The 26,934-nt window shown below is 33.6% G+C and carries 30 protein-coding genes, 2 tRNA genes and 1 other annotated feature; all 32 genes read left to right on the top strand.

Annotation, left to right across the window (positions count from 1 at the left end):
• Nucleotides 1–8 precede the first annotated feature (8 nt).
• Complete coding sequence (cysS, locus tag AB3K27_RS20375; protein ID WP_368489112.1) at nt 9–1,406, top strand: cysteine--tRNA ligase; 1,398 nt, start codon at nt 9–11, stop codon at nt 1,404–1,406.
• A 34-nt stretch (nt 1,407–1,440) separates the two neighbouring features.
• Nucleotides 1,441–1,866 (top strand): Mini-ribonuclease 3, encoded by a 426-nt coding sequence (locus AB3K27_RS20370; protein ID WP_368489111.1) that lies wholly within the window; start codon nt 1,441–1,443, stop codon nt 1,864–1,866.
• Between the two features lie 40 nt (nt 1,867–1,906).
• Complete coding sequence (gene rlmB, locus AB3K27_RS20365; RefSeq protein ID WP_368489110.1) at nt 1,907–2,725, top strand: 23S rRNA (guanosine(2251)-2'-O)-methyltransferase RlmB; 819 nt, start codon at nt 1,907–1,909, stop codon at nt 2,723–2,725.
• On the top strand, nt 2,722–3,234 hold the full coding sequence (locus AB3K27_RS20360; protein ID WP_368489109.1) for an NYN domain-containing protein: 513 nt from the start codon (nt 2,722–2,724) through the stop codon (nt 3,232–3,234). Before rlmB ends, AB3K27_RS20360 begins: the two co-directional genes overlap by 4 nt.
• Nucleotides 3,235–3,317: 83 nt before the next feature.
• Nucleotides 3,318–3,950, top strand: coding sequence for an RNA polymerase sporulation sigma factor SigH (gene sigH, locus AB3K27_RS20355; protein WP_368491299.1), 633 nt, complete (start codon nt 3,318–3,320; stop codon nt 3,948–3,950).
• 87 nt (nt 3,951–4,037) lie between these two features.
• A tRNA-Gly gene (locus AB3K27_RS20350) sits at nt 4,038–4,112 on the top strand.
• 7 nt (nt 4,113–4,119) lie between these two features.
• Nucleotides 4,120–4,195, top strand: a tRNA-Thr gene (locus tag AB3K27_RS20345).
• Nucleotides 4,196–4,283: 88 nt separating this feature from the next.
• On the top strand, nt 4,284–5,477 hold the full coding sequence (gene tuf / locus AB3K27_RS20340; RefSeq protein ID WP_368489096.1) for an elongation factor Tu: 1,194 nt from the start codon (nt 4,284–4,286) through the stop codon (nt 5,475–5,477).
• Between the two features lie 195 nt (nt 5,478–5,672).
• Nucleotides 5,673–5,822 (top strand): 50S ribosomal protein L33, encoded by a 150-nt coding sequence (gene rpmG / locus AB3K27_RS20335; RefSeq protein ID WP_368489108.1) that lies wholly within the window; start codon nt 5,673–5,675, stop codon nt 5,820–5,822.
• Between the two features lie 42 nt (nt 5,823–5,864).
• A complete protein-coding gene (gene secE, locus AB3K27_RS20330; protein ID WP_368489107.1) occupies nt 5,865–6,095 on the top strand; it encodes a preprotein translocase subunit SecE in 231 nt (76 codons plus the stop codon).
• A gap of 48 nt (nt 6,096–6,143) precedes the next feature.
• Entirely contained in the window at nt 6,144–6,665 is a 522-nt protein-coding gene (gene nusG / locus AB3K27_RS20325) for a transcription termination/antitermination protein NusG (RefSeq protein ID WP_368489106.1), read from the top strand.
• Nucleotides 6,666–6,743: 78 nt separating this feature from the next.
• Nucleotides 6,744–7,169, top strand: coding sequence for a 50S ribosomal protein L11 (gene rplK / locus AB3K27_RS20320; RefSeq protein ID WP_368489105.1), 426 nt, complete (start codon nt 6,744–6,746; stop codon nt 7,167–7,169).
• A 58-nt stretch (nt 7,170–7,227) separates the two neighbouring features.
• On the top strand, nt 7,228–7,917 hold the full coding sequence (gene rplA / locus AB3K27_RS20315; RefSeq protein WP_368489104.1) for a 50S ribosomal protein L1: 690 nt from the start codon (nt 7,228–7,230) through the stop codon (nt 7,915–7,917).
• A 38-nt stretch (nt 7,918–7,955) separates the two neighbouring features.
• Nucleotides 7,956–8,084: a sequence feature (ribosomal protein L10 leader region), on the top strand.
• Between the two features lie 49 nt (nt 8,085–8,133).
• Entirely contained in the window at nt 8,134–8,634 is a 501-nt protein-coding gene (gene rplJ / locus AB3K27_RS20310) for a 50S ribosomal protein L10 (RefSeq protein WP_368489103.1), read from the top strand.
• Nucleotides 8,635–8,664: 30 nt separating this feature from the next.
• Nucleotides 8,665–9,036, top strand: coding sequence for a 50S ribosomal protein L7/L12 (rplL, locus tag AB3K27_RS20305; RefSeq protein ID WP_368489102.1), 372 nt, complete (start codon nt 8,665–8,667; stop codon nt 9,034–9,036).
• Nucleotides 9,037–9,343: 307 nt separating this feature from the next.
• The gene (gene rpoB, locus AB3K27_RS20300; protein ID WP_368489101.1) at nt 9,344–13,048 is read left to right on the top strand and encodes a DNA-directed RNA polymerase subunit beta; all 3,705 of its coding nucleotides are present in this window, start codon (nt 9,344–9,346) and stop codon (nt 13,046–13,048) included.
• A 17-nt stretch (nt 13,049–13,065) separates the two neighbouring features.
• Nucleotides 13,066–16,602 carry a DNA-directed RNA polymerase subunit beta' gene (rpoC, locus tag AB3K27_RS20295; protein ID WP_368489100.1) on the top strand — a complete coding sequence of 1,179 codons (3,537 nt, stop codon included), beginning with the start codon at nt 13,066–13,068 and terminating at the stop codon, nt 16,600–16,602.
• A gap of 114 nt (nt 16,603–16,716) precedes the next feature.
• Entirely contained in the window at nt 16,717–16,956 is a 240-nt protein-coding gene (locus AB3K27_RS20290) for a ribosomal L7Ae/L30e/S12e/Gadd45 family protein (RefSeq protein WP_368489099.1), read from the top strand.
• A gap of 226 nt (nt 16,957–17,182) precedes the next feature.
• Entirely contained in the window at nt 17,183–17,560 is a 378-nt protein-coding gene (rpsL, locus tag AB3K27_RS20285) for a 30S ribosomal protein S12 (protein ID WP_011988799.1), read from the top strand.
• 144 nt (nt 17,561–17,704) lie between these two features.
• On the top strand, nt 17,705–18,175 hold the full coding sequence (rpsG, locus tag AB3K27_RS20280; RefSeq protein WP_368489098.1) for a 30S ribosomal protein S7: 471 nt from the start codon (nt 17,705–17,707) through the stop codon (nt 18,173–18,175).
• Between the two features lie 78 nt (nt 18,176–18,253).
• Entirely contained in the window at nt 18,254–20,320 is a 2,067-nt protein-coding gene (gene fusA / locus AB3K27_RS20275) for an elongation factor G (RefSeq protein ID WP_368489097.1), read from the top strand.
• Between the two features lie 44 nt (nt 20,321–20,364).
• Nucleotides 20,365–21,558 carry an elongation factor Tu gene (tuf, locus tag AB3K27_RS20270; protein WP_368489096.1) on the top strand — a complete coding sequence of 398 codons (1,194 nt, stop codon included), beginning with the start codon at nt 20,365–20,367 and terminating at the stop codon, nt 21,556–21,558.
• Between the two features lie 364 nt (nt 21,559–21,922).
• On the top strand, nt 21,923–22,231 hold the full coding sequence (gene rpsJ / locus AB3K27_RS20265; protein WP_011988802.1) for a 30S ribosomal protein S10: 309 nt from the start codon (nt 21,923–21,925) through the stop codon (nt 22,229–22,231).
• Nucleotides 22,232–22,318: 87 nt separating this feature from the next.
• Entirely contained in the window at nt 22,319–22,948 is a 630-nt protein-coding gene (rplC, locus tag AB3K27_RS20260) for a 50S ribosomal protein L3 (RefSeq protein ID WP_368489095.1), read from the top strand.
• Between the two features lie 24 nt (nt 22,949–22,972).
• Complete coding sequence (gene rplD, locus AB3K27_RS20255) at nt 22,973–23,593, top strand: 50S ribosomal protein L4 (protein ID WP_368489094.1); 621 nt, start codon at nt 22,973–22,975, stop codon at nt 23,591–23,593.
• Entirely contained in the window at nt 23,593–23,889 is a 297-nt protein-coding gene (rplW, locus tag AB3K27_RS20250; protein ID WP_368489093.1) for a 50S ribosomal protein L23, read from the top strand. The genes rplD and rplW overlap by 1 nt, the downstream gene beginning before the upstream one ends.
• Before the next feature lie 62 nt (nt 23,890–23,951).
• On the top strand, nt 23,952–24,785 hold the full coding sequence (rplB, locus tag AB3K27_RS20245; protein WP_368489092.1) for a 50S ribosomal protein L2: 834 nt from the start codon (nt 23,952–23,954) through the stop codon (nt 24,783–24,785).
• Between the two features lie 132 nt (nt 24,786–24,917).
• Nucleotides 24,918–25,205, top strand: a complete 288-nt coding sequence (gene rpsS / locus AB3K27_RS20240) for a 30S ribosomal protein S19 (protein ID WP_368489091.1) — start codon at nt 24,918–24,920, stop codon at nt 25,203–25,205.
• A gap of 23 nt (nt 25,206–25,228) precedes the next feature.
• Nucleotides 25,229–25,564: a 50S ribosomal protein L22 gene (rplV, locus tag AB3K27_RS20235; protein WP_368489090.1), complete on the top strand. Its 336-nt coding sequence runs from the start codon at nt 25,229–25,231 to the stop codon at nt 25,562–25,564.
• A 15-nt stretch (nt 25,565–25,579) separates the two neighbouring features.
• Complete coding sequence (gene rpsC / locus AB3K27_RS20230) at nt 25,580–26,251, top strand: 30S ribosomal protein S3 (protein ID WP_368489089.1); 672 nt, start codon at nt 25,580–25,582, stop codon at nt 26,249–26,251.
• A gap of 17 nt (nt 26,252–26,268) precedes the next feature.
• A complete protein-coding gene (rplP, locus tag AB3K27_RS20225; protein ID WP_368489088.1) occupies nt 26,269–26,712 on the top strand; it encodes a 50S ribosomal protein L16 in 444 nt (147 codons plus the stop codon).
• The gene (rpmC, locus tag AB3K27_RS20220; protein ID WP_011988811.1) at nt 26,702–26,917 is read left to right on the top strand and encodes a 50S ribosomal protein L29; all 216 of its coding nucleotides are present in this window, start codon (nt 26,702–26,704) and stop codon (nt 26,915–26,917) included. The genes rplP and rpmC overlap by 11 nt, the downstream gene beginning before the upstream one ends.
• Nucleotides 26,918–26,934: the final 17 nt, after the last annotated feature.

Genomic DNA, 26,934 nt, shown 5'->3' with positions numbered 1-26,934 from the left:
AAAGTTTAGTGAGAATCTTTAATACAATGACTAGAGAAAAAGAAGAATTTATTCCGTTGACTTCAGGAGAAGTAAAAATGTACGTATGTGGTCCTACAGTGTATAATTTTTTTCATATAGGTAATGCCAGAACTTTTGTTGTATTTGATACTGTAAGACGATATTTTGAATATAAAGGTTATAAGGTGAATTTTGTTCAAAATTTTACGGATATAGATGATAAAATGATAAAGAAGGCAAATGACGAAAACATAACTGTACAGCAGCTTGGAGATAGGTTCATAAATGAATACTACAAAGATGCAGATGCTTTAAATATAAAGAGAGCTACAGTAAATCCTAGAGCTACACTTTATATATCAAAGATAATTGAATTTATACAGGATTTAATAAACAAAGGCTATGCCTATGAAGTAGATGGAGATGTATATTTTAATGCAAAGAAGTTTAATAATTATGGTAAGCTTTCAGGACAAAATATTGAACAGCTTCAGTCAGGAGTTAGAATAGATGTAGATGAAAGAAAAAAAAATCCTATGGATTTTGCAGTTTGGAAGAGTAAAAAAGCAGGGGAACCTTCATGGAAAAGTCCCTGGGGAATGGGAAGGCCTGGATGGCATATAGAATGTTCTTGCATGGCTTATAACATATTAGGCGAAACTATAGACATACATGCAGGTGGCTCCGATTTGAAATTTCCTCATCATGAAAATGAAATAGCTCAAAGTGAGGGCAGAACTGGAAAGGTTTTTGCTAGATATTGGATGCATTCTGCATTTGTAAATGTAAATAATCAAAAAATGTCTAAGTCTTTAAATAATTTCTTTACTACAAGAGAAATTTTAGATAAATATGAACCAGATGTTGTAAGATTATTTATGTTGTCGGGTCATTATAGGACTCCTATAAATTTTAGTATTGAACTTTTAGATTCTACTAAATCAGCATTAGATAGAATTTATAATTCAATTACAAATTTAGAAGAGCTTTTAAGTAAAGCTAAGGATAATGGAATATTGGAAAGTGAAGTAAAATATAAAGAACATCTAAATAAGTACAAACAACGATATATAGAGAAGATGGATGATGATTTTAATACTGCAGATGCCATATCGGTAATTTTTGATTTAATAAGAGATGTAAACACCAATATAGATGAAAACTCATCTATGGATATGATTAAATATTCACTTGATTTAATAAGAGAATTAGGATTTCCTCTTGGAATACTTCAAAGATCCAAAAGGGGAAATATAGAGACAGAAATTGAGCTTTTGATAGAAAAAAGACAAAAAGCTAGACAGAATAAAAATTGGGCATTGGCAGATAAAATAAGGGATGACTTAAAAGATAAAGGAATAATTTTAGAAGATACTTCAGGTGGAGTAAGATGGAAAAGGATATAAGGATAGTTGTATTTTTTGAATCAGGAGAAATTAAATGGAAAGTAATTTGCTGAAAATAAAATTTGATAAAATAGATATTAGACAATTAAATCCCCTTACACTTGCATTTGTGGGAGATGCTGTATATGATGTACTTGTAAGAACTTATTTAGTAAATAAGTTTCAAAATATGTCTGTGCATAATCTTCATGTTAGAGCTATAAAGTTTGTAAAAGCTCATTCTCAAAGTGAAATTATAAAGAGATTAGAAAAACAATTATCTGAGGAGGAGCTTTATTTTTTTAAAAGAGGAAGAAATGCTAAATCTGGAACAGTTCCTAAAAATGCAGATATACAGGAATATAGATTTGCAACGGGATTTGAAACTTTAGTGGGATTTTTATATTTAACTGGTGAATTTGATAGATTAAATTACTTATTTGAATTTATAATAACTTTGAATAATAAGGGTGAATTTTAAAATAAAAAATAATTAAATTTAAAGTATAAAGGGTATAGATATGAAAAATAAGCATAATATCGTAGAGTGCGAAAATAAAATAGAAAATTTAAAAAATAAACCTAAATTTAGGGAAGATTTAATTGAAGGAAGAAATGCAGTTATTGAAGCTTTAAAATCCAATAATGTAACTATAGAACAGATTCTCATATCAGATGGAAATATGTCGGGTTCTATAAATACAATATTTGCAATTGCTAAGGAAAAACATGTAGTTGTGAAAAAAGTGGATAAAAGAAAATTAGATAAAATTTCTCAAACAGGAGTGCATCAGGGGATAATTGCACATGTAACCCCTTATAAATATTGTGAATTGGAAGATATATTGGATTATGCTTTAAAAAGAAGGGAAGCTCCTTTTATAATTATATTAGATGAAATAGAAGATCCTCATAATTTTGGAGCTATAATAAGAACCGCTGAAGTATGTGGAGCTCATGGAATTATAATACCTAAAAGGAAAAATGTTGGTATAACTCCTACAGTGTATAAATCCTCCGCTGGAGCAGTAGACTATATGAGAATATGCAAAGTTACAAATTTAAATACCGTAATAGAAAAACTAAAAAAACAGAATATATGGGTATATGGGGCCGACATGACTGGAGAAAGCTATTGTTTTGATGTTGATTTTAACAGTTCTATAGCTTTAATTATAGGAAGTGAAGGAAGAGGGATATCAAAGCTAACTAAGCAAAAGTGTGACAAATTAGTAAAGATACCCATGATAGGGAATATATCCTCTTTAAATGTTTCTGTGGCATCAGGCATATTAATGTATGAAATACTAAAGCAAAAAATAAAAAGTGATAAAAATTGAGAATTATTTTTGTAGATGGATATAATGTAATAAATAGTTGGCCTGAATTAAATGATATAAAAGATTATAGTTTTGAAGCTGCAAGACAACAACTTATAGAAACTTTAAGTAATTATGCGGCCTATAAAGGTTATAGTATTTTTATAGTATTTGATGCTCATAAGGTGGCAGGAAGTTTAGAAAAGAAGAAAAAAATAAGTGAAAATGTTATAGTAGTATTTACTAAGGAGAATGAAACAGCAGACTCTTTTATAGAGAAAACGGTTAATAGAATAGGACGTAGAAGTGAAGTATTTGTGGTAACTTCTGATTCTTTAGAACAACAGATAACATTTCAAAGAGGAGCTGTAAGAATGTCTTCTATTGAATTTTATCATGAAGTTAAACAAATAGAATCAAAAATAAAAAGTAAAATTGAGAATAAATACTCTAAACAAAAACATACTTTAGAGGATAGAATAGCAAAGGATATGCTGGAAAAACTTGAAAAAATTCGCAAAAGTCGTTAAAATCTATTGACTGTAAATTTAATTTTAATGTATAATTAAATCATGTTCTTTATATTTGTTTTGGAGGGGATATCTTGGTGGATATGAGTTATAATGGTAAGAAAATTTCCTCCTTTGAAGAAAAATTGGATGAGGAAGTAGTTATTCAAGCAAAAAAAGGAGATGTAAGAGCTCAAGAATACATGATAAATAAATATGAAAATTTTGTTAAATCTAAAGCAAAATCGTATTTCCTAATTGGAGCAGATAAGGAAGATATTTATCAAGAAGGTATGATAGGGCTTTATAAAGCAATAAGGGATTTTAAAACAGATAAATTATCATCCTTTAAAGCTTTTGCTGAACTTTGTGTGACACGTCAAATAATAACAGCCATAAAAACTGCTACCAGACAAAAGCATATTCCATTAAATACGTATGTTTCTTTAAATAAACCTATATACGATGAAGAATCTGACAGAACCTTATTGGATGTTTTATCAGAAGCTAAAGTTGCCGATCCAGAAGAATTAATAATTAGTAGAGAAGAATTAAAGCATATACATAGTGAAATAGGTGAAGTACTGTCCAGTTTGGAAATGGAAGTTCTTATGTCTTATTTAGATGGTAAATCTTATCAAGAAATTGCTTGTGATTTGGATAGACATGCCAAATCCATAGATAACGCTTTGCAAAGGGTTAAAAGGAAGTTAGAAAAATGCTTAATTAATAAATAGAAAATACATATTGACAAAAAAATGTACTTGTATTAAAATTGATAATCGGTATGTAGCATTTATTAGTATTAAAAGCAAAGGTTTCAGGCGGGAGTAGTTCAGTGGTAGAACACCAGCTTCCCAAGCTGGCTGTCGCGGGTTCAAGTCCCGTCTTCCGCTCCAATTAATTGCCCATGTAGCTCAGTAGGCAGAGCGTCACCTTGGTAAGGTGGAGGTCACCAGTTCAATCCTGGTCATGGGCTCCAATTTAGGTAGTAATTTTATGAAGTTCTTACAACACACCAGGATGAGTTTACTTAAATAAAATGTGTAACAAACAAGGAGGAAGAAGTAATGTCAAAAGAAAAGTTTGAGAGAACAAAACCACATGTAAACATAGGAACAATAGGACACGTAGACCATGGTAAAACTACATTGACAGCAGCAATAACAATGGTATTAGCAAAAGAAGGGAAAGCATCTGCTACAAAGTATGATGAAATAGATAAGGCACCGGAAGAAAAAGAAAGGGGAATAACAATAAATACAGCACATGTAGAATATGAGACAGAAAATAGACATTATGCACATGTGGACTGTCCAGGACATGCAGATTATGTAAAGAACATGATAACAGGAGCAGCACAGATGGACGGAGCAATACTTGTAGTAAGTGCAGCAGATGGTCCAATGCCACAGACAAGAGAACATATACTACTGGCAAGCAGGGTAGGAGTACAGTATATAGTAGTATTTTTAAATAAATCAGATCAGGTAGATGACCCTGAATTAATAGAGTTGGTAGAAATGGAAGTAAGGGAATTATTAAATGAATATGGATTCCCGGGAGATGATGTTCCAATAATAGTAGGAAGTGCATTAAAGGTAATTGAAAATCCAGATGATGCAGAAGCGACTAAATGTATATATGAATTAATGGAAGCAGTAGATACTTATATACCAACACCAGAAAGACCTATAGATAAGCCATTCTTAATGCCTATAGAAGATGTATTCACAATTACAGGAAGAGGAACAGTAGCTACAGGAAGAGTAGAGAGTGGAGTGCTTAAGATAGGGGACGAAGTAGAGATAGTAGGATTAAAAGAAGAGAAGAAAAAGACAGTATGTACAGGAGTAGAAATGTTTAGAAAGCTTCTGGATCAAGCTATGGCAGGAGACAACATAGGAGCATTATTAAGAGGGATACAGAGAGAAGAAATAGAGAGAGGGCAGGTATTATCAAAACCGGGATCAGTAAAGCCACATAAGAAATTTGTAGGGCAGGTGTATGTATTGAAGAAAGAAGAAGGTGGAAGACACACACCATTTTTCAATGGATACAGACCACAGTTTTATTTTAGAACAACAGATGTAACAGGGTCAATATCATTACCAGAGGGAGTAGAAATGGTAATGCCAGGGGATCATATAGATATGAATGTAGAACTTATAACACCTGTTGCGATGCATGAAGGATTGAGATTTGCAATAAGAGAAGGTGGTAGAACAGTTGGTTCGGGTGTTGTTACTACAGTATCTGAATAAGTGTGTTAAGGACTGGGTTTCTAGACCTAGTCCTTTTGAAAGTGTAGAATGGTATTTTTTATAATTTCAATAGCATTGACATAAAAACTAAGTTGTGATAAATTGTTTAGGTAATGTATTAATTTAAAGGTGGATTTTTAATTGAACATAGAGTATATATGAACTTATACATATACTTGGGAGGTGTTGAAATTAATGAGAGTAAAAGTGATATTAGCATGTACAGAATGTAAACAGAGAAACTATAATACAACAAAAAATAAAAAGAATAATCCTAACAGATTAGAAATAAGAAAATATTGTCCGTTTTGTAATAAACATACAGTCCATAAACAAACTAAATAATATTAAGATGCACAGGTGAAAAATTTTGAGGATGTGAACGAAATGTCTGCACGTGATAATGCCAAAAAAGTTGATAGGCAAGTTACGCCTGAAGGGGGATTCTTTAATTTCTTTAAAGGATTAGTAGTGGAATTTAAAAGGATAACTTGGGCCTCTAAAGAAGATGTAAAGAAAGCAACAATAGCGGTTATTGCATTTTGTGCTATTTATGTGGTCATTGTTGCAATAATAGACTTTGGATTGAACTCTTTAGTTAAGACTATTTTAAAATAAGAAAGAATAAGGAGGTAAGGGATAAGATAAGATTTTGTCCCTAAAGTTATGGCAGATAAAGCTAAGTGGTACGTAGTTCATACATATTCTGGTTATGAAAATAAAGTTAAGATGAATCTTGAAAAGACTATAGAAAACAGAGAACTATATGATTGTATAGATGATGTTCAAGTTCCTATGGAAGAACAAGTGGAAATTAAAGATGGAAAAAAGAAAATAACATTAAAAAAAATATTTCCAGGATATGTTTTAGTGCACATGATAATGACTGATGATTCTTGGTATGTAGTTAGAAATACTAGGGGAGTTACAGGGTTTGTTGGGCCTGGATCTAAGCCTGTGCCTCTTACTGATGAAGAAGTAAAAGATATGGGTATTAATGAAAAACTTGTGAATGTAGATATATTGGTAGGAGAAAATGTAAAGGTAAGGTCTGGACCACTAGAGAACTTCTTAGCTGTTATTCAAGAGATAAATACTGAAAAAAGAAAAGTTAAAGCTTTGGTCAATATGTTTGGTAGGGAAACTCCTGTTGAGCTTGATTTTAATCAAATAGAAAAGATAGAATAATTTATAAAGTTAAAATTTTAAAAATGAGTGGCGGAAAATAGAGTTTTTATGTAACCACATTATAGGAGGTGTATATTTATGGCTAAAAAAGTAGTGGGAATGATAAAACTTCAGCTTCCAGCAGGAAAGGCAACTCCAGCTCCACCAGTAGGTCCTGCCCTTGGGCAACATGGAGTAAATATTATGGGCTTTTGTAAGGAATTTAATGCTAAAACTGTTAAACAAGAGGGATTGATAATTCCAGTAGTAATTACTGTATATCAGGATAGATCATTTAGTTTTGTATTAAAAACTCCACCTGCAGCGGTATTACTTAAAAAGGCAGCAGGAATAGAAAGTGGTTCTGGTGTACCAAATAAAACTAAGGTTGCTAAAGTTACTGAAGAACAAGTTAAACAAATTGCTGAAACTAAAATGGCAGATTTAAATGCTTCATCTATTGAAACTGCTATGAAAATGATAGCAGGAACTGCAAGAAGTATGGGAATAACTATAGAAGGATAATTAATTGAAGTGTAGTGGAAGGTGAAATGCCGTTATTACCACAAGGGAGGAATTAAAATTGGGAAAAAAATATAAAGAAAGTGTTAAGCTTATTGATAGAAAAACGCTTTACACACCATTGGAAGCAATAGAACTTGCATTAAAAACAGCAAAAGCTAATTTTGATGAAACTATAGAATTATCAATAAAACTTGGAGTAGATCCAAGGCATGCAGATCAACAGGTTAGAGGAGCCGTAGTTCTTCCTCACGGGACTGGTAAAAAAGTTAGAGTTTTAGTATTAGCTAAAGGGGATAAACTTAAAGAGGCAGAGGATGCTGGAGCTGATTATGTAGGAGCAGAAGAATATGTTGAAAAGATTCAAAAGGAAAACTGGTTTGATTTTGATGTAGTAGTAGCGACTCCAGATATGATGGGAGTTGTAGGAAGACTAGGTAGAATATTGGGACCTAAAGGATTAATGCCAAATCCAAAGTCAGGTACAGTTACTTTTGATGTTGCAAATGCAATTCAAGAAATTAAAGCTGGTAAAGTTGAGTACAGAGTTGACAAAACATCTATAGTTCATGTACCAATAGGAAAAAAATCCTTTGAAGTACAAAAACTTTTAGATAATTTTCGTGTATTAATGGAAGCTATAATAAAAGCTAAACCATCAGCTGCTAAAGGACAATATTTGAAATCTGTGGCAGTTTCCAGTACTATGGGACCTGGTATAAAGATAAATTCAGTTAAGGTTTTGGAATAATATTGACATAAATAGTTATTTTATATATAATATTAAAAATTGAATAAGTATATTTTCCTTAGACAATAGGTGCAAAATGCGTAACGGTAAAACCAACCTATCCAGGATTCCAATATAAAGTAAAGGTGGTCTCTCTGTGTCTATAGGGAGGCTTTTAATTTTTATATGCATTTTTGGAGTTTATTTTAGTTTATACTGTTAGGAGGTGGATATAAAGTGAGCAAAAATAGGGAGTTAAAGGAAGCTAAAGTTAAAGAGATTAAAGATAAGATGGAAAAAGCTGAGAGTATAATATTTGCTAAGTATCAAGGATTGACTGTAGAAGAAGACACTAGTCTTAGGAAAGAGTTAAGAGAATCAGGTGTAGAATATAAAGTTTATAAAAATACATTATCTATAAGAGCTGCAAAAGAATTAGGCTTTGATAAATTAGAGGATATTTTTGTAGGGCCGGTATCTATAGCTTTTGGATATGATGAACCTACTGCTCCAGCAAGAATTCTTAATGATTTCTCAAAAAAATATAAAGCATTGGAATTAAAAGGTGGAGTTGTACAGGGAGAAATATTTGATGTAGATAAAGTTAAGCAACTTGCTACTATACCATCAAAAGAGGTTCTTATTGGAAAATTGCTTGGAAGTTTCAAAGCTCCATTGTCAAACTTCGTATACTTATTGAATGCAATTGAAGAAAAACAAAAATCAGAGGAAGCTTAATTTTAGAAAAATTTTGGAGGTGTCTATAATATGAGTAAAGAAGAAATTATTCAAGCCATAAAAGGAATGAGTGTTTTAGAGTTAAATGAATTGGTAAAAGCATGTGAAGAAGAGTTTGGTGTAAGTGCTGCTGCTCCGGTAGCAGTAGCTGGCGGTGCAGTAGCTGGTGGTGGAGATACAGTGGAAGAAAAGACAGAATTTGATGTAGTTCTTAAGGCTTCAGGTTCAGAAAAAATAAAAGTTATAAAAGCAGTTAGAGAAGTAACAGGATTAGGATTGAAAGAAGCTAAGGCTCTAGTTGATGGCGCACCTAAACCATTAAAAGAAGCTGTAAGTAAAGAAGATGCTGAAGCTGTAAAAGCTAAATTTGAAGAAATTGGTGCTGAGATAGAATTAAAGTAAAAATTAATAAAATATTATAAAAGAGGTGCTTTAGTCAAAAAAGTACCTCTTTTATAGTTTTAATTATAGTTTTAATAAATTTTGGAATTTTATCATTGACAATATTTTTATACTATGATAAAATAATAAATCGCATTGATTAGTTGTAAATTTAATTTCCAATGCTTTAAAATTTAACATAATTTGAATTAATTATAATAAATAGGTTATAATATTCTGATGGCAGTGAATAAATCCATAAACATACATATATAAGAAATGTTAGTGTTTTTGGTTATTTTTAGTTTATGCAAGGGGTGAAAAATCAATGGTACATCCTGTCCGAGTTGGTAAAAGAACGCGAATGAGTTTTTCTAGGCTTAAGGAAATAGGCCATATGCCTAATTTGATTGAAGTTCAATTAGATTCCTATAACTGGTTTTTAAAAGAGGGACTTCAAGAAGTATTTGAGGACATTAATCCTATTCAAGACTATACGGCAAATCTTAATTTAGAGTTTGTAGGGTATAAATTGGATATGGATAATATTAAGTATTCTGTGGAAGAATGTAAAGAAAGAGATTCTACTTATGCAGCACCTTTAAAGGTAAAGGTGAGATTACTTAATAAGGAAACTGGTGAAGTTAAAGAACAAGAGGTTTTTATGGGGGATTTTCCTCTTATGACAGAGCAAGGGACTTTTATAATCAATGGAGCTGAAAGGGTTATAGTCAGCCAGCTTGTTAGATCACCAGGTGTATATTATGATGTGTCAGTTGATAAAACTGGTAAAAATCTTTTTTCTTCAACTGTAATACCTAATAGGGGAGCTTGGTTAGAATATGAAACTGACTCTAATAATATAATATATGTGAGAATAGACAAAACGAGAAAATTACCTATAACTATTCTTGTTAGAGCCATGGGCTATGGAACAGATACAGAAATTACTAATTTTTTTGGAGAGGATGAAAGGTTAAAGGCTACAATTGAAAAGGACAATACTAAGACTCATGAAGAAGCCTTACTTGAGATATATAAAAGATTAAGACCTGGGGAACCGCCTACAGTAGATAGTGCACGTTCGCTTATTGAATCTTTATTTTTTGATCCGAAAAGATATGATCTTTCAAGGGTAGGAAGATATAAATTCAATAAGAAACTATCTTTGCATCTTAGGATTGTAAATCAAATAACTGCTGGAGATATAGTAAATCCAGAAACCGGGGAAATACTTGTTCAAAAGGGTGAGAGGATAGACAGAGAGAAGGCAGTGCAGATTCAACAGTGTGGAGTAAATTCGGTGGACATTGAAATTGAAGATACCACGTTGAGGGTTATAGGTAATAATTTTGTAAATATAAATAATTTTATTGATTTTAATATAGATGATTTAAATATAAAGGAGAGTGTATATTATCCTGCTCTAAAACAAATTTTAGATAATTACAGCAGTGAGGAAAGTATTAAAGAGCAGATAAAGAAGAATATTCATAATTTAATTCCAAAACATATAATTAGAGACGATATATATGCCACTGTTAGTTATGAATTAGGATTAGCTTATGGGGTAGGGCATACTGATGATATAGACCATCTTGGAAATAGAAGGCTCAGATCAGTAGGAGAGCTATTACAAAATCAATTTAGAATAGGCCTTTCTAGAATGGAAAGAGTAGTCAAAGAGAGGATGACTATACAAGATCAAGAGGTAATAACACCTCAAGCTTTAATAAATATAAGACCGGTAGCTGCATCTATAAAAGAATTTTTTGGAAGTTCTCAACTTTCTCAATTTATGGATCAAACTAATCCTTTATCAGAACTTACGCATAAGAGGAGATTATCTGCCCTGGGACCGGGGGGACTCTCTAGGGAAAGGGCTGGCTTTGAAGTTAGAGACGTTCACCATTCACATTATGGAAGAATGTGTCCTATAGAAACACCAGAAGGGCCTAATATAGGGCTTATTAATTCTTTGGCGACTTATGCTAAAGTTAACGAATATGGTTTTATAGAAACACCATATAGAAAAGTAAATAAAAAAGAAAAAATAGTTACAAATGAAATTGTATATATGACTGCAGATGAAGAAGATGAATATTTAATAGGAAGAGCAAACGAACCTATTGACGAAAATGGCAGATTTATAGATAGTAAAATTACAGTTAGGGATAAAGAAGATGTTATTGTAGTACCTGCTGAAGATGTTGATTATATGGACTTATCTCCAAGGCAATTGGTTTCCGTTGCTACTGCTATGATACCATTTCTTGAAAATGATGATGCTAGCCGTGCTCTTATGGGATCAAATATGCAAAGGCAAGCAGTTCCACTCTTAAAACCTCAAGCTCCTATTGTAGGAACGGGTATTGAATATAAAGCAGCGGTAGATTCGGGTGTGCTTCCTAAAGCTAGAAATGCAGGAGTAGTATCTTATGTATGTGCCAATGAAGTAAGAGTTAAGAGGAATTCGGATGGAGAAACTGATATCTATAGACTTCTTAAATTTCAAAGATCTAACCAAGGTACGTGTATAAATCAAAGACCTATAGTTAAAAAAGGAGAAGTAGTTGAAAAGGGAACAGTTCTTGCTGATGGACCTTCTACTGATCTAGGGGAAATAGCACTTGGAAAAAATATCAGAATGGGCTTTACAACCTGGGAAGGGTATAATTATGAAGATGCTATGCTTATATCAGAAGAACTTGTCAAGAAAGATATATTTACATCGATTCATATAGAAGAGTATGAATCAGAAGCTAGAGATACAAAACTAGGTCCAGAGGAAATTACGAGAGATATACCTAATGTAGGAGAAGATGCGTTAAAAGATATAGATGAGAGAGGAATTATAAAAATAGGAGCTGAAGTTAGAGCAGGAGATATATTGGTAGGTAAGGTAACACCTAAAGGAGAAACCGAACTTACAGCAGAAGAGAGACTGTTAAGAGCTATATTTGGAGAAAAAGCTAGAGAAGTTAGAGATACTTCACTTAGGGTACCTCATGGAGAAGCAGGTATAATTGTAGATGTAAAAGTATTTACAAGAAAAAATGGAGATGAACTTTCACCAGGAGTTAACAAGCTTGTTAGATGTTATATAGCTCAAAAAAGAAAAATATCTGTAGGAGATAAGATGGCAGGAAGGCACGGTAATAAGGGTGTTATATCAAGAGTATTACCGGAAGAAGATATGCCTTTTTTGCCAGATGGTAGACCTCTTGAAATATGTCTTAATCCACTTGGGGTACCTTCACGTATGAATATAGGTCAAGTGCTTGAGGTTCATTTGGGATGGGCTGCTAGTGAGTTAGGGTGGCATATAGCAACTCCTGTATTTGATGGGGCTACAGAAGAAGATATTATAGAATGTTTAAAAAAGGCAGGATATAGGGACGATGGTAAGACTATCCTATACGATGGAAGAACAGGAGAGCCTTTTAATAGACCTGTAACGGTAGGATATATGTATATTTTAAAGCTGGCTCATTTAGTTGATGATAAAATTCATGCACGATCTACAGGACCATACTCACTAGTAACCCAACAACCACTAGGTGGTAAAGCTCAGTTTGGAGGGCAAAGATTTGGCGAAATGGAAGTTTGGGCATTAGAAGCCTATGGGGCTGCTCATACCCTTCAAGAAATACTAACTGTTAAATCGGATGATGTAGTTGGAAGAGTTAAAACTTATGAAGCAATTGTTAAGGGTGAAAATATACCTGAACCAGGTGTTCCAGAATCGTTTAAAGTACTTATAAAAGAACTTCAAGCCTTATGTCTGGATGTGAAGGTATTAAATGATGATAACCAGGAAATTAAATTAAAAGAGTCTGTAGATGAAGAAATAGAAAATTTAGATGTGAATATAGAAGGAAATGAAGACTTTGTTTTATCATCTCAAGATAATGATTATGAAGAAACAGAAGAAAATGATGAGGATGATGAATTAAATCTGGATTATGACGATTTGACTTTGGATGATTTGAAAGATGATCTAAAAATAGAAGATTTTAATGATGAACATTAGGAAGGGAGGATGTACCCTTGTTTGAATTAAATAACTTTGATGCACTTCAAATAGGCTTAGCTTCACCAGAAAAAATAAGAGAATGGTCGAGAGGTGAGGTGAAAAAACCTGAAACAATAAATTACAGGACACTAAAACCTGAGAGAGATGGACTGTTCTGTGAGAGAATTTTTGGACCTCAAAAGGATTGGGAATGTCACTGTGGTAAGTATAAAAGAATTAGATATAAAGGTATAGTTTGCGATAGGTGTGGTGTAGAAGTAACTAAGGCAAAAGTAAGACGTGAGAGAATGGGGCATATTGAACTGGCGGCTCCAGTATCTCATATATGGTATTTTAAGGGAATACCATCTCGTATGGGACTTATTCTTGATATGTCTCCGAGGGCCTTAGAAAAGGTGTTGTATTTTGCATCTTATGTTGTTTTAGATCCAAAAGAAACTCAATTATTAAAAAAACAATTGTTAACTGAAAAAGAGTATAGGGAAGCTGTAGATAAATATGGGGAACAAAATTTTGTAGCTAGTATGGGGGCAGAGTCTGTTAAAAAACTTTTAGAGGAAATAGATCTTGAACAGTTATCTTTAGTATTAAAAGAGGATTTAAAGAATAGTACAGGACAAAAGAAAGTAAGAATAATAAGAAGATTAGAAGTTGTTGAATCTTTTAGAAAATCAGGAAATAGACCTGAATGGATGGTTATAGATGTAATTCCTGTTATACCACCTGATTTAAGACCTATGGTTCAATTAGATGGAGGAAGATTTGCAACTTCGGATTTAAATGATCTTTACAGGAGAGTTATAAATAGAAATAATAGACTTAAAAAATTATTGGATTTAGGGGCGCCAGATATAATAGTAAGAAATGAAAAAAGGATGCTTCAAGAGGCAGTAGATGCTCTTATAGATAACGGAAGAAGGGGAAGACCAGTAACTGGACCTGGAAATAGGCCATTAAAATCTTTGTCAGATATGTTGAAAGGTAAGCAAGGAAGGTTTAGACAAAATCTACTTGGGAAACGTGTTGACTATTCAGGGCGTTCTGTTATAGTAGTTGGTCCAGAACTTAAGATGTATCAATGTGGACTGCCTAAAGAAATGGCACTTGAGCTTTTTAAACCTTTTGTGATGAAGAAGTTAGTTGAAAGAGGATTAGCGCATAATATTAAAAGTGCAAAAAGAATGGTAGAACGGGTTCAAGCTCAAGTTTGGGATGTATTAGAAGAAGTAATATCCGATCATCCGGTACTTTTAAATCGTGCTCCTACACTTCATAGATTAGGGATACAGGCATTTCAACCTGTACTTGTAGAGGGTAGAGCTATAAAACTTCATCCATTATCCTGTACAGCATATAATGCTGATTTTGATGGAGACCAGATGGCAGTTCATGTTCCGTTGTCTGTGGAAGCTCAATCGGAAGCTAGATTTTTAATGCTTGCTGCCCATAATATATTGAAACCTTCAGATGGTAAGCCAGTGGTTGTACCAACCCAGGATATGGTATTGGGCTCATACTATCTGACTGTAGAGAGAGAAGGGGCCAAGGGAGAAGGAAGATACTTTTCTTCACCGGATGAAGTAATAATGGCATATCAATTAAAACAAATTGATATAAATGCTAAAATAAAAGTAAAAATAACGAAAAATATAGAAGGAAAATATATAAGTGGTATAATTGATGCTACAGCAGGAAAAATAATATTTAATGAATGTGTACCACAAGATTTGGGTTTTATAGATAGGAGTAAGCCTGAAAATGAATTTAAGCTGGAGATTGACTTTCTTGTAGCTAAGAAAAACTTAGGTAAAATAATAAATAAATGTTATATGAAACATGGAGCTACAAAAACGTCTATAATGTTGGATAAAATAAAAGAAAGAGGATACCATTATTCCACTATAAGTGGAATAACAGTTTCTACTTCGGATATGGTAGTACCTGAAGCCAAGAAAAGACTTTTAAGTGAATCAGATGCAGCAGTTGATAAAATAGAAAAGATGTATAGAAGAGGATTTATATCGGAAGATGAAAGATATCAAAGGGTTATAGAAAGATGGACTAAAACTACAGAAGATGTGGCAGATGAGCTTATGAATAACCTGGATAAATTTAATCCTATATTTATGATGGCAGATTCAGGAGCCAGAGGCTCTAAAAGTCAAATTAAGCAGCTTGCAGGTATGAGAGGGCTTATGGCTAATCCGTCAGGAAAAATAATAGAACTTCCTATAAGGGCATCTTTTAGGGAAGGATTAGATGTACTAGAATATTTTATATCAACTCATGGAGCAAGAAAAGGAAATGCAGATACTGCCTTAAAAACTGCAGATTCAGGATATCTTACAAGAAGACTTGTTGATGTAAGTCAGGATGTTATAGTTAGGGAAGAGGATTGTGGCACCTATGAAGGATATGATGTTTCAGAAATAAAAGAAGGTAATGAAGTAATAGAGAGTTTGTCAGAAAGGCTTACGGGAAGGTATTCGGCAGAAGATATTATAAATCCTAATACTCACGAAATAATAGTAGAAAAAGATACTTATATGGATTCAAAATTAGCAGATAGGATAGAAGCTTCAGGAATTAAAAAGGTAAAGATAAGATCTGTCTTTACCTGTAAATCAAGACACGGAGTATGCTCAAAATGCTATGGAATGAATATGGCTACTGCCCAGAAAATTGATATAGGTGAATCAGTAGGCATAATAGCAGCTCAAAGTATAGGAGAGCCTGGTACGCAGCTTACCATGAGAACTTTCCATACCGGTGGAGTTGCAGGGTCAGATATAACTCAAGGTCTTCCAAGAGTCGAAGAATTATTTGAAGCTAGGAAGCCTAAAGGTCTTGCTATAGTAAGTGAAGTTTCAGGTACTGTAAAAATGGAAGAGACTAAGAAAAAAAGAAGTGTTTCTGTAATTACAGATAGTGGAGAAGAAGTAACTTATGATATACCGTTTGGGTCAAGAATCAAAGTGTCAAATGGGGATGTAATAAGTGCCGGTGATGAAGTAACAGAAGGGTCTGTAAATCCACATGATATCTTAAGAATAAAAGGTGTTCAGGGAGTTAAAAATTATCTTCTATCTGAAGTCCAGAAAGTTTATAGACTTCAGGGTGTTGATATAAATGATAAACATCTAGAAGTAGTAATAAGGCAAATGACAAGAAAAATTAAAATAGAAGAATCGGGAGATACAGAATTATTGCCGGGAACTATGATTGATATATTTGATTTTGAAGAAGAAAATGCGAGGGTAGAAGCTAGTGGGGGTAATACAGCTCAAGGCAGAGTAGCTTTGCTAGGAATAACTAAAGCAGCACTTGCCACTGAATCTTTCCTTTCTGCGGCATCTTTCCAGGAAACTACAAGAGTTCTTACAGATGCAGCTATAAAAGGAAAAGTAGATCCACTTTTAGGCTTAAAGGAAAATGTAATTATTGGTAAACTCATACCTGCAGGAACAGGTATGACTAGATATAGATCAATAAAGATTAACACGGAAGGTGAAGTATTGGAGAATCAATCTAAAAATCAATTAGAAGCTTAATGTATAATTTATTGACATAGTAATACTAAAATGATAAAATACATCTGTATGTTTTTAAAGAGACAAAGCAATACATACTTTGTCTCTATAGTATTGTAGGAGGGAATAAAAATAATGATTTATAGACTTACAGGAAATAAAGTTGTTGGCTTGAAGCAGACAGTTAAAGCTATAAAAAATAATAATGTGAAAACTGTTTATATAGCTAAGGATGCTGATGATAAAATAATACAGTCCGTAAAAGCATTAATTACTCAGGATTCCCCGGCATTAGTTTATGTAGATACTATGAAAGAATTAGGCAAGTTATGTGGTATAGATGTGGGAGCTGCTACAGCTGCTATATTAAAATAATAATTTTTATCAAGTGATTCTTAGATTCAGGTGGAGTTTGTCGCAAGGAATGCTTTTCTATTTGAACTTTAGAAAAACTTATTCAGGGATGTGTAACACTGCTCATCTTCTCTTTGAAGAAACTGAGGGTGTTAGCTAATTCCAACCTTTGGATAAATCAAATAGCGTTTAACAATAAATTATTATAAATTTTATACTATAAATCTATTTTAAAGGAGGTGTGAATATGCCAACGATAAGTCAATTAATAAGAAAAGGCAGGAAGACAGTGGCTTCAAAATCAACAGCACCAGCACTAAAAGAGTGTCCTCAAAAAAGAGGTGTTTGTACAGTGGTAAAAACTACTACACCTAAAAAACCAAATTCAGCTTTGAGAAAAATTGCCAGAGTTAGGTTAACAAATGGATATGAAGTTAGTGCATATATTCCAGGTATAGGACATAACTTACAGGAACATAGCGTTGTTCTAATAAGAGGAGGAAGAGTTAAAGATCTTCCAGGCGTTAGGTACCATATAGTAAGAGGAGCATTGGATTCAGCAGGAGTTGCTGACAGGCTACAGGGAAGATCAAAATACGGTGCTAAAAGGCCTAAGCAGAAATAATTTAGCTTAAGGCAAGTTGATAAAGGTGCTATGTCTTCAGCGTTCATATATATATTTATTTTGCAGAAGCACAAAGCACTTTGCGGCTTCTTAAAAGTCGAGTACCGATGAACTTAAATTAATTTTGTTAAGGAGGGAAGTAAAGTGGCAAGAAAAGGTCATATAGGGAAAAGAGATGTGCTACCAGATCCAGTATACAACAGTAAAGTTGTTACTAAATTAATAAACAATATAATGAAAGACGGTAAAAAAGGAATAGCTCAAAAGATTTGTTATGGAGCTTTTGATATAATCAAGCAGAAAACAAATAAGGAACCAATAGAAGTTTTTGAGGAAGCAATGAATAATATAATGCCTCTTCTAGAAGTAAAGGCTAGAAGAATTGGCGGTGCAACATATCAAGTTCCAATAGAAGTTAGACCAGAAAGAAGACAGACATTAGGAATAAGATGGCTTCTTGTGGCATCAAGGAAACGAGGAGAAAAGTATATGAGAGAAAGGCTTGCAGCAGAATTGATGGATGCAGCAAATAATACAGGTACAGCTGTTAAGAAAAGAGAAGATACTCATAAGATGGCTGAAGCTAATAAAGCCTTTGCACATTATAGGTATTAATATTCAAAACTGTTTTGGTAATTTTACTGAAGCAGTTTTATCAAATTTTAAATTTACACTTGCGAGGAGGAAAATTAAGTGGGAAGAGAATATCCGCTAGAAAAGTTTCGTAACATAGGAATAATGGCACATATCGATGCTGGAAAAACTACTACTACGGAACGTATACTTTTCTATACAGGAAGAACTCATAAAATAGGAGAAGTACATGAGGGGCAGGCTACTATGGACTGGATGGCCCAAGAGCAAGAAAGAGGAATAACAATAACTTCCGCTGCCACTTTTTGTAAATGGAAAGGTTATGCTATAAATATAATAGATACACCAGGACACGTGGATTTTACTGTAGAGGTTGAAAGGTCTTTAAGAGTTCTTGATGGAGCTGTTACTGTTCTGGATGCTAAAAGTGGAGTGGAGCCGCAAACGGAAACTGTATGGAGGCAGGCAGACAACTATGGAGTTCCAAGATTAGTTTATGTAAATAAAATGGACTCAACTGGGGCAGACTTTTATATGTGTATAAATACCTTAAGAGATAGGCTTCATTGTAATGCCATACCTATTCAGATTCCAATAGGCTCAGAAAATGAATTTAAAGGTATAGTTAATCTTATAAAAAATGAAGCTATAATATATGAAGATGATTTGGGAACTGTTATGGACGAAGTTGAAATACCAGATAATTTAAAAGATAAAGCTGAAAAGTACAGAACCGAATTGATTGAAGCAATATCTGAATTAGATGAAGATATAATGATGAAATATTTAGAAGGAGAAGAACTTACAGAGGAAGAGATAGTATCTGCAATTAGAAAAGGTGTTATTTCAAATAATATAGTACCAGTTTTATGTGGCTCTTCTTATAAAAATAAAGGTGTACAGCCAATGATAGATGCAGTAGTTGATTTTATGCCTTCACCACTTGATATACCTCCTATAAAGGGAACTGATCCTGAAACAGGAGAAGAAACTGAGAGACCAGCAGATGATGACCAACCATTATCAGCATTAGCGTTTAAAATTGCGACAGATCCATTTGTAGGTAAGTTAGCATTTACGAGAATTTATTCGGGAGTTATGAAGAGTGGTACTTATGTGTATAATTCAACAAAAGGTAAGAAAGAAAGAATAGCAAGACTTGTAAAAATGCACTCAAATCGTAGAGAAGAAGTTGATGAACTTCGTGCAGGAGATTTAGGAGCTATAGTAGGATTAAAAGACACTACTACAGGAAATACACTTTGTGATGAACAGCATTCTGTAGTACTTGAGAGTATGGAATTCCCTGAACCAGTTATACATGTTGCAATAGAACCTAAGACAAAAGCTGGCCAAGAGAAAATGGGTATTGCACTTTCAAAGCTTGCAGAAGAAGATCCGACATTTAAAACTCATACAGATCAAGAAACAGGACAGACAATTATATCTGGAATGGGTGAACTTCATTTAGAGATAATTGTAGATAGACTTCAAAGAGAGTTTAAAGTGGAGTGTAATGTTGGTAAACCACAGGTTGCTTATAAGGAAACTATTAGAAAAACTGTTAAGGCAGAAGGTAAATTTGTTAGACAGTCTGGTGGACATGGTCAATATGGTCATTGTTGGATAGAAATGTCACCTTCAGAAGAAGGATATTCATTTGAAAATGCTATTGTGGGAGGAACTATTCCAAAGGAATATATTTCACCAATAGATGAAGGAATAAGGCAGGCTTCTGAAACAGGAATAGTAGCAGGATATCCTACTATAAACTTTAAGGTTAAATTATATGATGGTTCTTATCATGATGTGGATTCATCAGAAATGGCATTTAAAATTGCAGCATCTATGGCATTTAAAAATGCTATGTTAAAAGCAGATCCAGTTTTGCTTGAACCAATGATGAGAGTTGAAGTTACAGTACCAGAAGAGTATATGGGTGATGTAATAGGAGACATAAATTCAAGAAGAGGAAGAATTGAAGGAATGGATCCAAGAGCAGGAGCACAAGTTATAAGATCCTTCGTTCCACTTTCTGAAATGTTTGGATATGCTACTGTGCTTAGATCAAAAACACAAGGTAGAGGAGTCCATTCTATGACATTTGATCATTATGAAGAGGTCCCAAAGAGTATTCAGGAAAAAATTACAGGAGAAAAGAAATAATTAATTTTAAATAATATACTGATTTATTTGAGGAGGAAGAAGTAATGTCAAAAGAAAAGTTTGAGAGAACAAAACCACATGTAAACATAGGAACAATAGGACACGTAGACCATGGTAAAACTACATTGACAGCAGCAATAACAATGGTATTAGCAAAAGAAGGGAAAGCATCTGCTACAAAGTATGATGAAATAGATAAGGCACCGGAAGAAAAAGAAAGGGGAATAACAATAAATACAGCACATGTAGAATATGAGACAGAAAATAGACATTATGCACATGTGGACTGTCCAGGACATGCAGATTATGTAAAGAACATGATAACAGGAGCAGCACAGATGGACGGAGCAATACTTGTAGTAAGTGCAGCAGATGGTCCAATGCCACAGACAAGAGAACATATACTACTGGCAAGCAGGGTAGGAGTACAGTATATAGTAGTATTTTTAAATAAATCAGATCAGGTAGATGACCCTGAATTAATAGAGTTGGTAGAAATGGAAGTAAGGGAATTATTAAATGAATATGGATTCCCGGGAGATGATGTTCCAATAATAGTAGGAAGTGCATTAAAGGTAATTGAAAATCCAGATGATGCAGAAGCGACTAAATGTATATATGAATTAATGGAAGCAGTAGATACTTATATACCAACACCAGAAAGACCTATAGATAAGCCATTCTTAATGCCTATAGAAGATGTATTCACAATTACAGGAAGAGGAACAGTAGCTACAGGAAGAGTAGAGAGTGGAGTGCTTAAGATAGGGGACGAAGTAGAGATAGTAGGATTAAAAGAAGAGAAGAAAAAGACAGTATGTACAGGAGTAGAAATGTTTAGAAAGCTTCTGGATCAAGCTATGGCAGGAGACAACATAGGAGCATTATTAAGAGGGATACAGAGAGAAGAAATAGAGAGAGGGCAGGTATTATCAAAACCGGGATCAGTAAAGCCACATAAGAAATTTGTAGGGCAGGTGTATGTATTGAAGAAAGAAGAAGGTGGAAGACACACACCATTTTTCAATGGATACAGACCACAGTTTTATTTTAGAACAACAGATGTAACAGGGTCAATATCATTACCAGAGGGAGTAGAAATGGTAATGCCAGGGGATCATATAGATATGAATGTAGAACTTATAACACCTGTTGCGATGCATGAAGGATTGAGATTTGCAATAAGAGAAGGTGGTAGAACAGTTGGTTCGGGTGTTGTTACTACAGTATCTGAATAAGTGTGTTAAGACAATTTAAGATAGTAGTATTTTAGTGAAAAGGAAAGAGGCTTCTCTTTCCTTAATTTAACCAATTATTGAGTGGTCTAATGTTGCTTATTTTAAAAGTATAAATTTTTACTTGTCAGAAATAAGAATTTAGTGTATACTTAAGAAGTTGTGAGGTTATAACAGCGATGAGGCAAGAGGTTGCCGGGCTTCCGGGTAATTCTTGACTGAGTATGCCAGGGTCTTGAACCAGGCGACAGTTATTTTATAGGGTGTTCTTTGTATCAAAATGTATGAAACGCCTGGAACAGTTTATAGAATGTATCCGCTGTTGTACGTAAGAAGTATAGCGTGCATGAAAAGGAGGGAAATAATAATGGCAAAACAAAAAATAAGAATAAGGTTGAAAGCTTTTGATCATACCATACTTGATCAATCATCTGAAAAGATAGTAGAAACTGCCAAGTCTACAGGAGCAAAGGTAGCAGGACCTGTACCGTTACCTACAGAAAAAGATGTAGTTACAATTCTAAGAGCTCCACATAAATACAAAGATTCAAGAGAACAATTTGAGATAAGAACTCATAAAAGACTTATAGATATAATAAGTCCATCCCCAAAAACTGTTGATGCTTTAATGAGACTTGATTTGCCGGCGGGTGTTGATATTGAGATAAAATTATAAAAGTGTAATTATAATAAATTGTTATTGTTAACTATTATGACCGTTTATTTTAAACGATCCGCTAATATGTTTAGGAGGTGTATGTAAATGAAAAAAGCCATATTGGGTAAAAAATTAGGTATGACCCAGATATTTAATGAAAATGGTAGAGTAGTTCCTGTTACAGTAATTGAAGCAGGACCTTGTGTAGTTGTACAAAAGAAGACTGAAGAAAAGGACGGTTATAAATCTATACAAATTGGTTTTGGTGATATAAGAGAGAAACTTGTTAACAAACCATTAAAAGGTCATTTTGCAAAGTCAGAAGTTTCATTAAAAAGATTCTTGAAGGAATTTAAAGTTGATAATATAGGTGAATATGAAATAGGGCAAGAAATAAAGGCAGATGTTTTTTCAGAAGGAGATAGAATCGATGTATCTGGAATCTCAAAAGGTAAGGGATTTCAGGGGGTAATAAGAAGATGGAATGCTCAAAGAGGTCCTATGTCTCACGGTTCGAAATTTCATAGAGCTGTTGGTTCAATGGGAGCATCTTCTGATCCATCCAGGACTTTTAGGAACAAAAAAATGCCAGGACATATGGGAAATAAAAATACTACTGTATTAAATCTACAGATTGCAAAGGTTATTCCTGAAAAAAATATTATTTTGATAAAAGGTGGAGTACCAGGCCCTAACAAAAGTTTTGTATCAATAAGAGATACGGTTAAAGCTTAATTTCATTAGAAAGGAGGATACAAAATGCCTATAGTAGGATTATTTAACAAAGAAGGTCAAAAAATTACAGATTTTGAGTTGTCAGATAAAGTATTTGGAGTTGAAGTAAATCAATATGTTATGCATCAAGTAGTTGTGGCGCTACTTGCCAATAGAAGACAGGGAACACAGTCAGCAAAGACGAGAGCTGAAGTTTCCGGAGGTGGAATTAAGCCTTGGAGACAAAAAGGAACTGGTAGAGCAAGACAGGGTTCTATAAGAGCACCACAATGGATTCACGGTGGTATGGTTTTTGCAGTAAAGCCTAGAAGTTATAGAATTTCAGTTCCAAAGTCGGCAAGAAGATTAGCTATGAAATCTGCTCTGTCAAGTAAAGTTGAAGAAAATCAGATAATAGTGTTGGAAAATTTAGAAATGGATGCTCCAAAAACAAAAGACATAATAGAAATATTAAATGCTTTTGAAACTAAAAAAGCATTAATTGTTACAGCAGAATCAAATCAAAATGTATATAAGTCAGCAAGAAATATACAGGGAGTATCGGTAATTCCGGTTAATAACTTAAATGTATATGACTTATTAAAATTTGAAAAGCTTATAATAACTAAGGATGCTGTATCAAAAATTGAGGAGGTGTATGCATAATGAAATATACTAATTATGATATCATAAGAAGGCCTGTTATAACGGAAAAAAGCATGGGCGCTATGAATGAAAAAAAATACACCTTTATAGTTGATATACGTGCTAATAAATCGATGATAAAGAGAGCTGTTGAAGATGTTTTCGGAGTAACTGTTGAAACTGTAAATACATCAAGATATAAGGGAAAGAAAAAAAGAGTAGGTGTCCATATAGGAAAAAGACCAGATTATAAAAAAGCTGTTGTTAAACTTACAGAAGAAAGTAAAACAATAGAATTTTTTGAAGGAATACAATAAGTAATAGATAAAGCAGTTATTGGAGAAATCCAGATAAGCGAAAAAAGGAGGGAATACCGGTTATGGCAGTTAAGGGATTTAAACCTACCACACCTTCAAGAAGACATATGACTGTAAATACATTTGAGGAAATAACTACAGATGTTCCAGAAAAATCGCTTCTTGTGGCATTAAAAAGAAGTGGTGGTAGAAATGCTCACGGTAAAATAACAGTTCGTCATATAGGTGGCGGGGCAAAACGGAAATATAGATTAATAGATTTCAAAAGAAATAAAGATGGAATACCAGCTAAGGTATCAACTATAGAATATGATCCTAATAGGTCGGCATTCATAGCTCTTGTGACTTATGCAGATGGTGAAAAAAGATATATAATAGCTCCAGTTGGATTAAAAGTTGGAGATGTAATAGTATCAGGTGCAGATTCAGATATAAAGGTAGGAAATTGTCTTCCAATTGTTAACATACCTGTAGGTACAACAATTCACAACATAGAATTGCAGGCAGGGAAAGGAGCACAGCTTGTAAGATCAGCAGGTACTTCAGCACAGCTTATGGCTAAAGAGGGAAAGTATGCTACTTTAAGGCTTCCAAGTGGTGAGGTAAGGTATGTAAGAATAGAATGTAGGGCAACAATAGGTACAGTTTCAAATTTAACACATGAAATAATTAACATAGGTAAAGCAGGTAGAAAGAGACATATGGGAATAAGGCCTACAGTTAGAGGTTCTGTAATGAACCCTAATGATCATCCGCACGGTGGTGGAGAAGGAAAGTCACCGGTAGGACACCCAGGACCTCTTACTCCATGGGGCAAACCGGCATTAGGATTGAAGACTAGAAAAAATAAGAAATATTCAGATAAATTTATAATTAAAAGAAGAAATAGAAAATAATTTGAAGAGAATATATATTCTCTTCGTTGATTTAAATAAAAAGGTTGAATTTGTAGGATATGATAAATTTTTATTATATGGATTTAAAAAAAGTTTTTTATTTAGATAAATTGTATGAAGGGAGGCTAAAAAGTGAGCAGATCAATAAAAAAAGGACCCTATGTCCAGGAATCACTTTTAAAAAAAATAAATGAATTAAATAAAAAAGGCGAGAAAAAAGTTATAAAAACTTGGTCACGAAGTTCAACTATATTTCCTCAGATGATAGGTCATACTATAGCAGTACATGATGGGAGAAAACATGTTCCTGTATATATATCAGAAGATATGGTAGGGCATAAATTGGGAGAGTTTGCGTTAACCAGAACATACAGGGGACACGTTGATAGAACTGAAAAAACAACTCGTGTTTCTAGGTAATTGGAAAGGAGGGATTAGGTAAGATGGAAGCTAAGGCTATAGCTAAATATGTGAGAATGTCCTCAATGAAAGTAGGAGTTGTACTTAATTTGGTAAGAGGTAAAAATGTGAATGAAGCTTTTGCCATATTAAGATATACTCCAAAAGATGCAGCTGTAGTAGTTAATAAACTTTTAAAATCAGCAGTTGCTAATGCAGAGAATAATTTAGATTTAAATAGAGATGTTTTATATATTTCAGAAGCGTATGCTTGTGAAGGTCCAACATTAAAGAGATTTCAACCGCATGCTCAGGGAAGGGCTTTTAGAATTAATAAAAGAAGTAGTCATATAACTTTGGTAGTTAAGGAAAGAGAGTAAGAAGGAGGGAAACAGATGGGACAAAAAGTACATCCGCACGGCTTAAGGGTTGGCATAATTAAAGAATGGGATGCCAAATGGTATGCAGATAAAAAAAGTTTCGCAGATAATCTAGTTGAAGATAATAAAATTAGAAAGTTTGTAAAGAAAAAAGGTGCCATGGCTGGAATTTCAAAAATTCAAATTGAGAGAGCAGCTAAGAGAATTAAGTTAAATATATTTACAGCTAAGCCTGGAATGGTAATAGGAAAGGGCGGTCAGGGAATTGAAGCCTTAAAGACGGAATTGAAAAAGATAGTTCCAGAAAAAGTTATACTTATAAATATAGTTGAGGTAAAGGTAGCAGAAGCTGATGCTCAACTTATGGCAGAAAATATAGCATTGCAGCTTGAAAAAAGAATTTCTTTTAGAAGAGCAATGAAGCAGACAATACAAAGGGCAATGAAATCCGGGGTTAAAGGAGTTAAAACTACATGTTCAGGAAGACTTGGTGGTGCTGAAATAGCAAGATCAGAATCCTATCATGAAGGAACAATTCCATTACAGACTTTAAGAGCCGATATAGATTATGGGTTTGCAGAAGCAGATACTACATACGGTAAAATAGGAGTAAAGGTATGGGTATATAAAGGAGAAGTGCTTCCTGCTAAAAAACCTATTGAAAATAAGGAAGAAGCTAAAGCATAGGGAAGGAGGAATAACATATGTTAATGCCTAAGAAAGTTAAGCATCGTAAGGTACAGCGTGGTAGAATGAAAGGCAAGGCTACAAGGGGTAATTTTATAGCATATGGAGATTACGCTATACAGGCTACGGAATGTGCATGGATAACAAATAATCAGATAGAATCAGCTAGAATAGCTATAAATAGATATATTAAAAGAGGAGGAAAACTTTGGATAAAGATTTTTCCTGATAAACCCGTTACAGAAAAACCTGCAGAAACACGTATGGGTTCTGGTAAAGGTTCACCAGAATATTGGGTAGCAGTTGTTAAACCAGGCAGAATATTGTTTGAGTTATCAGGTGTTCCAGAGGAGACAGCCAGAGAAGCAATGAGACTTGCATCACACAAATTACCTATAAAGACTAAATTCGTGACAAAGAGAGATTTTGAAGAAGTGGGTGGTGAAAGCGATGAAGGCTAGAGAATTACAGGAACTAAGACAAGGCAGTAGCCCTCAAGACTTACAGGAAAAGGTACAGGATCTTAAATCAGAATTATTTAATTTAAGGTTTCAATTGGCAACAGGTCAATTGGAGAATCCTATGAGAATAAGGGAAGTTAAAAAATCTATAGCCCAAATTAAGACCATCCTTAGAGAAAAAGAGCTAAGGGCGTTTGAACAATAGGTTGAAAGGAGGTTTAT

Source organism: Clostridium sp. BJN0013 (assembly GCF_040939125.1).
In the GTDB taxonomy this organism is placed as follows: Bacteria; Bacillota; Clostridia; order Clostridiales; family Clostridiaceae; genus Clostridium_B.
Note: the sequence above shows the minus strand (reverse complement) of the source record. Positions and strands in the feature narration are given on the sequence as shown.